The sequence below is a fragment of the Erwinia sp. genome, assembly GCF_049696395.1.
Lineage (GTDB): Bacteria > Pseudomonadota > Gammaproteobacteria > Enterobacterales > Enterobacteriaceae > Erwinia.
The window spans coordinates 75,388-84,601 of record NZ_JBAVTT010000061.1 but is presented as its reverse complement, the minus strand read 5'-3'; the positions used below and the strand labels follow the sequence as shown (position 1 = coordinate 84,601).

8 protein-coding genes are annotated in these 9,214 nt (G+C 55.2%); 5 read left to right on the top strand and 3 right to left on the bottom strand.

What is annotated here, in order from left to right:
- Nucleotides 1-357, bottom strand: a 357-nt coding sequence (cueR, locus tag WCC56_RS08690) for a Cu(I)-responsive transcriptional regulator (RefSeq protein WP_424691989.1), incomplete at its 3' end; no start/stop codon positions are given.
- Nucleotides 358-454: 97 nt separating this feature from the next.
- On the opposite strand from cueR, the gene copA reads away from it, so the two are divergent.
- From copA to ybaK, 3 genes are all read left to right on the top strand, one after another.
- Nucleotides 455-3,052, top strand: coding sequence for a copper-exporting P-type ATPase CopA (gene copA, locus WCC56_RS08685; protein ID WP_424691988.1), 2,598 nt, complete (start codon nt 455-457; stop codon nt 3,050-3,052).
- A gap of 91 nt (nt 3,053-3,143) precedes the next feature.
- Complete coding sequence (locus WCC56_RS08680; RefSeq protein WP_424691987.1) at nt 3,144-3,944, top strand: TraB/GumN family protein; 801 nt, start codon at nt 3,144-3,146, stop codon at nt 3,942-3,944.
- Nucleotides 3,945-4,117: 173 nt separating this feature from the next.
- The gene (ybaK, locus tag WCC56_RS08675; protein WP_424691986.1) at nt 4,118-4,597 is read left to right on the top strand and encodes a Cys-tRNA(Pro)/Cys-tRNA(Cys) deacylase YbaK; all 480 of its coding nucleotides are present in this window, start codon (nt 4,118-4,120) and stop codon (nt 4,595-4,597) included.
- Between the two features lie 7 nt (nt 4,598-4,604).
- Here ybaK and WCC56_RS08670 read toward each other — a convergent pair whose 3' ends face one another.
- A complete protein-coding gene (locus WCC56_RS08670) occupies nt 4,605-5,474 on the bottom strand; it encodes a LysR family transcriptional regulator (protein WP_424691985.1) in 870 nt (289 codons plus the stop codon).
- 88 nt (nt 5,475-5,562) lie between these two features.
- Between WCC56_RS08670 and WCC56_RS08665 the strand changes: the two genes are divergently transcribed.
- The gene (locus tag WCC56_RS08665; RefSeq protein ID WP_424691984.1) at nt 5,563-5,994 is read left to right on the top strand and encodes a multidrug/biocide efflux PACE transporter; all 432 of its coding nucleotides are present in this window, start codon (nt 5,563-5,565) and stop codon (nt 5,992-5,994) included.
- Nucleotides 5,995-6,047: 53 nt separating this feature from the next.
- Here WCC56_RS08665 and ushA read toward each other — a convergent pair whose 3' ends face one another.
- The gene (gene ushA / locus WCC56_RS08660) at nt 6,048-7,745 is read right to left on the bottom strand and encodes a bifunctional UDP-sugar hydrolase/5'-nucleotidase UshA (protein WP_424691992.1); all 1,698 of its coding nucleotides are present in this window, start codon (nt 7,743-7,745) and stop codon (nt 6,048-6,050) included.
- Nucleotides 7,746-7,964: 219 nt separating this feature from the next.
- Here ushA and WCC56_RS08655 point away from each other — a divergent pair, with 219 nt between their 5' ends.
- Nucleotides 7,965-9,164 (top strand): MFS transporter, encoded by a 1,200-nt coding sequence (locus WCC56_RS08655; RefSeq protein ID WP_424691983.1) that lies wholly within the window; start codon nt 7,965-7,967, stop codon nt 9,162-9,164.
- Nucleotides 9,165-9,214: the final 50 nt, after the last annotated feature.

The following is a 9,214-nucleotide window of genomic DNA, read 5'->3' as shown; positions in this document are numbered from 1 at the left end:
ATCGGCACTGTCGTCGCCGGGGCAACTTTCCGCTAAGGCCAGCAAACGCTCGCGCATCAGGGTCAGTTCCTGGATATGTGACTCAATTTCCGCCACTTTTTGCAGGGTTCTGGCCTTCACATCGGCGCTGTGACGTTGAGGGTTATTGAACAGCGTCACCATCTCGCCACACTCTTCCAGATTAAAGCCCACCTGCCGGGCCTGTCGCAGCAGCGTCAGCTCTTCAAGGTGTTTAGCGGTATAGCTGCGGTAGCCGTTTTCGCTGCGCAGTGGCGCAGTTACCAGACCTTTCTCTTCATAAAATCGAATCGCCTTGCTGGTCAGCCCGGTTTTTTTTGCCACATCGCTGATATTCATCTTCTCCCCCTTGACCTTCCCCTTGATGGAAGGTTTAACCTTCATTACTACTGTAAAACCCCATTGGGGTCAAACCGGATAACCAGGAGCTTACACTATGTCACAGACCACTATTTTGGCGCTGGAGGGCTTAACCTGCGGCCACTGTGTGAAAAGAGTCAAAGAGACGCTGGAGCAACGTGCAGACGTTGAACAGGCAGAAGTGTCCCTCACTGAAGCCCGTATCAGCAGCAGCGCTGAAGCCAGCGAGCTGATCGCCGCGGTAGAACAGGCCGGTTATCATGCCAGCCTGGCGCAGGATGCCAACTTCCCAAAGGCTGAACCGCTGACAGAATCAGGAACCCAGCCGGAAGCGCTGACAGCGGACTCTCATCAGCTTCCGGCAAAACAGGCTGATAAGGTCGCCAATGTTGAGGCCGTTCAGCCTGCAGAAACGAGGGTAAGCGCTGAGCCACTGACGGCCTCAGAAGCGCCCTCAGCAGAGAGTTTTCACCTGCTGATTGATGGCATGAGTTGTGCCAGCTGCGTCAGCCGGGTGCAGACTGCGCTGCAACAGGTAACAGGTGTAAGTCAGGCGCGAGTTAATCTTGCCGAGCGCAGCGCGCTGGTGATGGGTGATGCTGCGCCAGCTGCGCTGATCGATGCGGTGAAAAATGCCGGTTATGCGGCAGAAATCATTGAGGATGAGGGTGAGCGTCGTGAGAAACAGCAGCAAACTGCCCGCCAGGCCGTGCGCCGTTTTCGCTGGCAGGCCGCCCTCGCCCTGACCTTAGGCATTCCATTGATGCTGTGGGGCATGGTCGGCGACAATATGATGCTGACCGACAGCAATCGCAGCGGCTGGCTTGCCGTTGGAATAGTCACTTTGCTGGTGATGATTTTGGCCGGTGGCCATTTTTACCGCAGCGCCTGGCGCAGTCTTATGAAAGGCACCGCGACCATGGATACGCTGGTCGCGCTGGGCACCGCAGCAGCCTGGCTCTATTCGATTTCAGTCAATCTGTGGCCTGATTTTTTCCCTCATGAGGCCCGTCATCTCTATTACGAAGCCAGCGCGATGATTATCGGGCTGATCAATCTTGGCCATATGCTGGAGCAACGCGCCCGCCAGCGTTCCTCAAAAGCGCTGGAAAAATTGCTGGATCTGACGCCGCCAACGGCCAGAGTCGTCACCGAATCCGGCGAAAAAGTGCTGCCGTTAAGTGAAGTGCAGGCCGGTATGACTCTGCGCCTGACCACTGGCGACCGTGTGCCGGTAGATGGCAGGCTGACGCAGGGTGAAGCCTGGCTGGATGAAGCGATGCTGACCGGCGAAGCCATGCCTCAGCAGAAAGTGACAGGCGATGAGATTCACGCAGGTACAGTGATGCAGGACGGCAGCGTACTGTTTGAGGCCAGCGCAGTAGGCAAGAACACCACCCTCTCGCGAATTATAAATAGCGTGCGCCAGGCCCAGAGCAGCAAACCAGAGATCGGTAAGCTGGCTGACCGCATCTCGGCGGTATTTGTGCCTGCGGTGGTAGCGATTGCCTTGATCAGCGCCGCCATCTGGTACTTTGCAGGCCCGGCACCTCAGGTGGTTTACACGCTGGTGATTGCCACTACCGTTCTGATTATCGCCTGTCCGTGCGCCCTGGGTCTGGCAACGCCGATGTCGATTATTGCCGGTGTAGGCCGTGCTGCCGAATTTGGCGTACTGGTGCGCGATGCCGATGCACTGCAACGCGCCAGTACCCTTTCCACGCTGGTGTTTGATAAAACAGGCACGCTGACTGAAGGTGCTCCGCGCGTGGTGGACATCATGGTGTTTAACGGTGCCGATGAGCAGCAGGTCATCAGCTGGGCAGCCGCTCTTGAGCAGGGCTCGTCACATCCGCTGGCCCGCGCGCTTGTTGCAAAAGCGGGTGATCAAACGCTGCCTGCCATTGAACAATTCCGCACCCTTCCGGGTAAAGGTGTCAGCGGAAAGCTCACCAGCATCGAACTGTTGCTGGGTAACGCCGCGCTAATGACGGAGCAACAAATCGCCACGGAGAATCTGCAGGAGCAGATAAATAGCCAGGCCGCCAAAGGGATTACTCCGGTGCTGTTAGCCGCTGACGGCAAGGTTGTCGCTTTGTTCTCTGTACGCGATCCGCTGCGCAAAGAGAGCGTATCGGCCCTTAAACGCCTGCGTGAACGCGGCTATCAACTGGTGATGTTGACCGGCGATAACGACATTACCGCTCAGGCTATCGCTAAAGAAGCGGGACTGGATAAAGTCATTGCAGGGGTGTTACCGGAAGGCAAAGCTGACGCTATTCGTACTTTGCAGCAGCAGGGCCAGCTTGTGGCGATGATTGGCGATGGCATCAACGATGCGCCTGCTTTAGCTCAGGCGGATGTGGGGATTGCGATGGGCAGCGGCAGCGATGTGGCTATCGAAACGGCAGGCATTACCCTGATGCGCCACGACCTGAACGCGGTAGTCGATGCGTTGGCTATCGCCAAAGCCACACTGCGCAATATGAAGCAGAATCTGCTGGGGGCTTTTGTCTACAACGCCCTCGGGATCCCGATTGCTGCAGGTGTGCTGTATCCCCTGACCGGCACCCTACTGAGCCCGGTAGTTGCCGGGGCCGCAATGGCCTTATCCTCTATCACCGTGGTCAGTAATGCCAACCGGCTGATCCGCTATCAGCCCCCGACGGAATAACGGATTTTTCGCAGACGAAAGCCCCGTTTTTTACCTGTTACTCAGCCAGTTAAAGCGTTAGCATGGCTGGCTAACTGACAAGGCGGAAAGTATGGGAAAACTAATGCGTAAGGCGGCATCCCTCTGGCGAGTACTGTCGCCAGTGCGTTACGCCTACCCGGCACAGGATGTCACCACAGGTCAAAGTCAGCTGCATCTGGTAGGCAGTATTCATATGGGCACCCAAAATATGATGCCCCTGCCCGCGGCGCTTCAGGCACAGCTGGAGCGTGCGGATGCGCTGATTGTAGAAGCTGACATTACCGGCAGCGCCTCCCCCTTCAGTGAAAGCGAAACCTGCCTGCCGCTGGCAGAACGGTTGACGTCAGAAGAACTTGCCCGCCTGCATCGCCTTTGTGAAGAAGTGGCCATCAGCCCTGAAGCTATCGACACGCTGCCGGCCTGGCAGGTGGCGCTGATGCTCCAGGCGCAGCAGGCTCAGCGCCTGGGTTTACGGGCTGATTACGGCATCGATTTCCAGCTGCTGAAAGCGGCAAGAGCCCTACAAAAACCGGTTATTGAGCTGGAAGGCCCGGAAACTCAACTGGCGCTGCTGAGAGCCCTGCCGGATAACGGCCTGACGCTGCTGCAAGACACCCTGATCCACTGGCACACCAATGCCCGGCTGCTGCAAACCATGATCAGCTGGTGGCTGGAAAATCCGCCGGGCCAGAAGCAGGCCGCGCTGCCCAGCACCTTTAACAGTGCGCTGAACGATGTTCTGATGCTGCAGAGGAACCAGCGTTGGGTGCAAACATTACGGGATTTGCCGAAGGGCAGGTACGTGGTAGCGGTTGGCGCGCTGCACCTTTATGGCGAAGGCAATCTGCCTGATTTGCTTAAGAGCAGATAAAAAAAAGGCCAATATTGCTATCGGCCCGTCAAAGAGGAATTTTTTTATGATTTTAGTTATCCACCAGCAATCAGGTTGCTGACGGGGGGCAGATTGTCGCTCAAAGCCTGGAATTTCGCCACTATTATTGTTGATTAACGGTCCAGCCAGACGCAGACAGAAGGACGTGAAGTATGACACCCGCAGTAAAACTTCTCGAAAAACAAAAGGTCAGCTTTCAGCTGCATGCCTACGAGCATGACAGCAATGACACCCATTTTGGTGACGAAGCGGTGCGTAAACTCAATCAAAATGCGGAACAGGTGTATAAAACCCTGCTGGTTGCGTTGAACGGCGATGGCAAAACGCTGGCGGTTGCCGTTACGCCAGTTGCCAGCCAGCTGGATCTAAAAAACGTGGCGAAAGCGCTGGGAGCGAAAAAGGTCGAAATGGCCGATCCGCAGATTGCTCAACGCATTACCGGTTATCTGCTGGGCGGTATCAGCCCGCTGGGGCAGAAGAAACGTCTGCCGACGGTAGTCGATAGCCAGGCACAGCACTTCCCGACGATTTTTGTCTCCGGCGGTAAGCGAGGGTTAGAGATTGAACTCGCTCCTCAGGATCTGGCTCACCTGCTGAGTGCAAAGTTCGCCGATATCGCCAAACGCGAGTGACGGGCTGTTAATCAGAGGTCTGGGCCAGCAGTTGGTCAATCATCCATTGCCCAGCAGGGCCGGGAGGCGAACGGCGTGACCAGACCACATCCACCGAGATTTTTTGCGGCCAGCCGGTGACAGGCACTTCGCATAATACCTGATGGCCAAACTGCTCCACCAACCAACGCGGCAGAATACTCCAGCCAAATCCCTGCTCAGCCATCTCCAGCAGCAGCAGATACGAAGGCGCAGACCAAATCCCCTTCCCCCCTTGATAACGTTCGTTTTCAACCCAAGTATTCAGGCACAGCTGGCGCACGTTTTTCAGCTCAGCTTCTGTGACCGTTGGCTTCGTCACCAGCGGATGATCCTGATGCAGGTAGATCGCCATCTGCGCTTCAACCTGCAAGCGAGAAGTGGCGATCTCTTGCGGGTAATCGGGCTGAACGCGGATCACGCCTATATGGGCCCTGCCTGCCTGCAGCAGGTCGATCACGTCAGCATCCTCGGCAATCATGCACTCAAACTCAATGTCCGGATAACGGGCATCAAAGCGTTTGAGCAGGGATTCGTGGTAGTCCGCCTGCCAGAAGTCCGATATCGCCAGACTCAGGCAAGGTTCGACCTCGCCCGCCAGCCGCACGGCCAGTTCATCTAGCTGCGCGCTGGCATTGAGGATCTCTCTGACCTGCGCCAGCGCCCGCCGTCCATTTTCCGTCAACACCGGAGAACGGGCATCGCGGCTGAACAGTGAAAACCCCAAATCGGTTTCCAGATTCGCTACGGCGGTGCTGATGGTCGACTGGCTTTTGCGCAACGCCCGCGCCGCAGCAGAAAACGAGCCACTTTCTACTGTCTGCACAAAGGCTTGCAAGGATTCCGGTGAATAACGCATAGAAGTATCGATTTTCTAGATAGGTAGTCATTTTATCTTAGCAAAGAAAACGGGGAAAATAGCGTCCGGTATCAACTAAGGAGCATTTATGCGTACCAGAACACTGAAAGAACGTTTTTATCATGCCGCAGGCTTTGAGGTGCTGGCGATCCTGCTGGTGTCCCCTCTTGCCGCCTGGATCATGGAGAAGCCGCTGTTTCAGATGGGTGCGTTAGCCATCATGCTGTCCACCGTGGCAATGGGCTGGAACATCATTTATAACGCCGGTTTTGACCGACTGGTGCCGCCAACTAAGAAGCGCGGACTGCTGCTGCGCGTCCTTCATGCGTTAGGCTTTGAGGGGGGCTTTATCGGAATAGGGTTGCCGATCGCGGCCTGGATGCTGGGGAGTGGTCTCTGGCAGGCATTCCTGCTGGAAGTCTCTTTCTTCCTGTTCTTCCTGCCGTATACCGTGGTTTATAACTGGATTTACGACACTCTACGCGCCAGACTGATTCAGCGCAGGCAATGTCAGGTTTGACCTGCAGAGCGATAAAAAACGGCACCGCTATTCAGGGGTGCCGTTTTTTTTGCCTAGCGCTGAGCGGTTTCTATTTTAAATAACTTCCATACCCTCGGCAGCAGAGGTTGATCCTCTTCGGGCTTTTTCACTTCAGGCGCTTCTTTCTGATAGACGATCTCGCCTTTCGGCGCGAAAGCCTCAGCATCAAGCGGGGAATGGTTCTGGATGTACTGTTTCAATACTTCCGCATCGACAAAGCCAGTATTCACGTAGCTGGGTAACTGATTCACCGGCGGATAGCCATCGCCACCGGTTGCATTGAAGCTCAGCGTGGCCATGCGATACATTTTATCCGCCTGCAACGGCTCGCCTTTGATTTTAATGTCGCTGACACCGGTGCCATAAGCCACCAGGCTGACGTTAGCAAACTGCGCGTAGGCGCCAGAATCCACCTGCTTGTTCGCCACTACCGCGAGGTATTTCTCAACGTCGCTGCCTTTCATCTCGACATAGGTCAACGTGTTGCCAAACGGCTGAACCTTCAGCACGTCTTTGTAGGTAATGGTGCCGGACTCAATCGAATCACGCACGCCGCCGCCGCTCATCACGGCAAAGTCAGCTTTGGTACGCTCCATCTGCGAAGCCAGGATCACTCTGGCAAGGTTAGTCTGGACAAAACGCACCTTGCTGCGGTCGCCTTCAAGATGCCCGTTCACGCTGCCGATTTTTACGCCCAGTTGCGCCTCGCCTTTTTTCTGGAAAGGCGTCAGTAACTTCATCATCGCCGGGTTTTTCGCAATCTCCTGGGTGTAGTTAATCCAGCTGACGCTGCCGTCGGCATTGGTCACTTTATGGCGCAGGTTGATCGGCACCAGTTCGTAATGTTCCAGAGTCAGTTTGCCGTTCAGGAAGGTGAAGTCGGCACGGCCAATATACTTGCCCCACTCATGCGCCTGCACGATCCAGGTGCCATTTTGCTGATCAGGTATACAAGGTGTGCCCGGCACGTAATCCTTCTGGCTGACGTTCTCTTTCGCCATACAGACCGGATCCTGCGAATGGCCGCCGACAATCATATTCAGATAGCCCGCAGGCAGTTCACGCGCCATTTCCACATCGCCTGGCGCGTTAGAGCCGTGGTTACCGTTGTCGTAATGGCCCATATGCGTAGCCGCGATGATCACATCCGGCTTCTCATTCTTTCTCAGCCCTTCGATAACTTCTTTGGCTTCGGTCGCTGGTTTATGGAACGCCATATCGGTGAAGTATTCCGGATTGCCAATTTTAGCGGTGTCGTCCGTAGTCAGACCGATTACCGCTATTTTCAGGCCCATACGGTTAAATAACGCGTAAGGCTGGAACAGCCGTTTACCGGTGCTTTTCTGATAGATATTGGCCGAGAGCAGCGGGAACTTCGCCCATTTCTGCTGCTGGCGAAGCACCGACAACGGGTTATCGAATTCATGGTTGCCAATCGCCATCGCGTCATAGCCCACCAGATTCATCCCGCGAAAATCAGGCTCGGCATCCTGTAAGTCGGATTCCGGTACGCCGGTGTTGATATCTCCTCCAGAGAGGATCAACACCTGTCCGCCGTGCGCCTGCACATCATAACGAATTTGATCCATCATGGTTTTCTGCGCGGCAAGCCCATACTCATCGTGCTCGTTCGGCCAGAAGTGTCCATGATGATCGTTGGTGTGTAAGACGGTGAATTTATACACCCGGTCTTTGACGTAAGCCTGCGCCACCAGCGGCAGGCTCAGCATCAGTAATGTCAGGGCAGGCACCAGCCTTTTTTTCAATGAAAGCACAACGAATCTCCTTGTTATGAACCGGTCACGCGGTTTTGTGTAAACTGAATGTCAAAATTTACGGCTGTTATGTCATTTTTTTGTGACTATCTGTCGATTATGTCGCAGGATAACGGAGCGCGATACTGAGTAGTCTCACCGATCCTCCAACGCTCTGAACGAACAGGTTTTCTAATGGCAAGCCAACAAGTCCTCCCTTCATCTTCTGCCCCAGCCAAAACGTCCTTTGGCATACTGGGCGCCATCAGCGTGGCCCATCTGCTGAATGATATGATCCAGTCGCTGATCCTGGCGATCTACCCGCTATTACAAACGGAGTTTACCCTCAGCTTTGTGCAGGTAGGCCTAATCACACTGACCTTCCAGGTGACCGCTTCCCTGCTGCAGCCGATTATCGGTTACTACACCGATAAACATCCGCAGCCCTGGTCGCTGCCGATTGGCATGGGCTTTACCCTGGGCGGCCTGATCCTGCTGGCACTGGCAACGAACTTTCCCACAATTCTGCTTGCCGCGGCACTTGTTGGTACTGGCTCCTCGGTATTCCATCCCGAATCTTCCCGCGTGGCGCGTATGGCTTCCGGCGGTCGGCATGGCCTGGCACAATCCCTGTTCCAGGTAGGCGGCAACTTTGGCAGTTCGCTCGGCCCTTTACTGGCAGCGCTGATCATCGCCCCCTACGGCAGAGGCAATGTTGCCTGGTTCACCCTGGCTGCGCTGCTGGCGATGGTGGTGCTGCTACAAATCAGCCGCTGGTATCAGGCTCAGCATCGGGTAGCAAAAAGTAAGGCGATGCCAAAAGAAGTGACAACCTTACCACGCAAGAAAGTGGCCTTCGCTATCTCAATCTTGTTGGTGCTGATCTTCTCTAAATACTTTTACCTCACCAGCCTGAGCAGCTATTACACCTTCTACCTGATGCAGAAATTTGGCCTCTCGGTGCAGAATGCCCAGTTCCACCTGTTTGCCTTTTTATTTGCCGTTGCCGCCGGAACCGTCATTGGCGGGCCAATTGGTGACAAAGTTGGCCGTAAGCGAGTGATCTGGGTGTCGATTTTAGGCGTTGCCCCGTTCACCCTGCTGCTTCCTCATGTTTCGTTAGCGTGGACCGGCGTGCTGTCAGCCATTATCGGTTTTGTGCTCGCTTCTGCCTTCTCTGCGATTCTGGTCTATGCCCAGGAGCTAATGCCAGGCCGGATTGGCATGGTTTCAGGCCTGTTCTTCGGCTTCGCCTTTGGCATGGGCGGGCTGGGCGCAGCAGTGCTCGGCGTGGTGGCCGACCGCAGCAGTATCGATACTGTCTATCAAATCTGTGCTTACCTGCCACTTCTCGGCATTCTGACCATATTCCTGCCTGATAACAGGGCTAAATAACCCTTCCCGGCGCAGATAATTGCGATCCGCGCCGCTTAATTTCTGCAACA

What these genes read in the sequence shown, in the direction of transcription:
- copA (WP_424691988.1), top strand. Translation starts at nt 455, where the DNA reads ATGTCACAGACCACTATTTTGGCGCTGGAGGGCTTAACCTGCGGCCAC.
- WCC56_RS08680 (WP_424691987.1), top strand. Translation starts at nt 3,144, where the DNA reads ATGGGAAAACTAATGCGTAAGGCGGCATCCCTCTGGCGAGTACTGTCG.
- ybaK (WP_424691986.1), top strand. Translation starts at nt 4,118, where the DNA reads ATGACACCCGCAGTAAAACTTCTCGAAAAACAAAAGGTCAGCTTTCAG.
- WCC56_RS08670 (WP_424691985.1), bottom strand. Translation starts at nt 5,474, where the DNA reads ATGCGTTATTCACCGGAATCCTTGCAAGCCTTTGTGCAGACAGTAGAA.
- WCC56_RS08665 (WP_424691984.1), top strand. Translation starts at nt 5,563, where the DNA reads ATGCGTACCAGAACACTGAAAGAACGTTTTTATCATGCCGCAGGCTTT.
- ushA (WP_424691992.1), bottom strand. Translation starts at nt 7,745, where the DNA reads ATGCTGAGCCTGCCGCTGGTGGCGCAGGCTTACGTCAAAGACCGGGTG.
- WCC56_RS08655 (WP_424691983.1), top strand. Translation starts at nt 7,965, where the DNA reads ATGGCAAGCCAACAAGTCCTCCCTTCATCTTCTGCCCCAGCCAAAACG.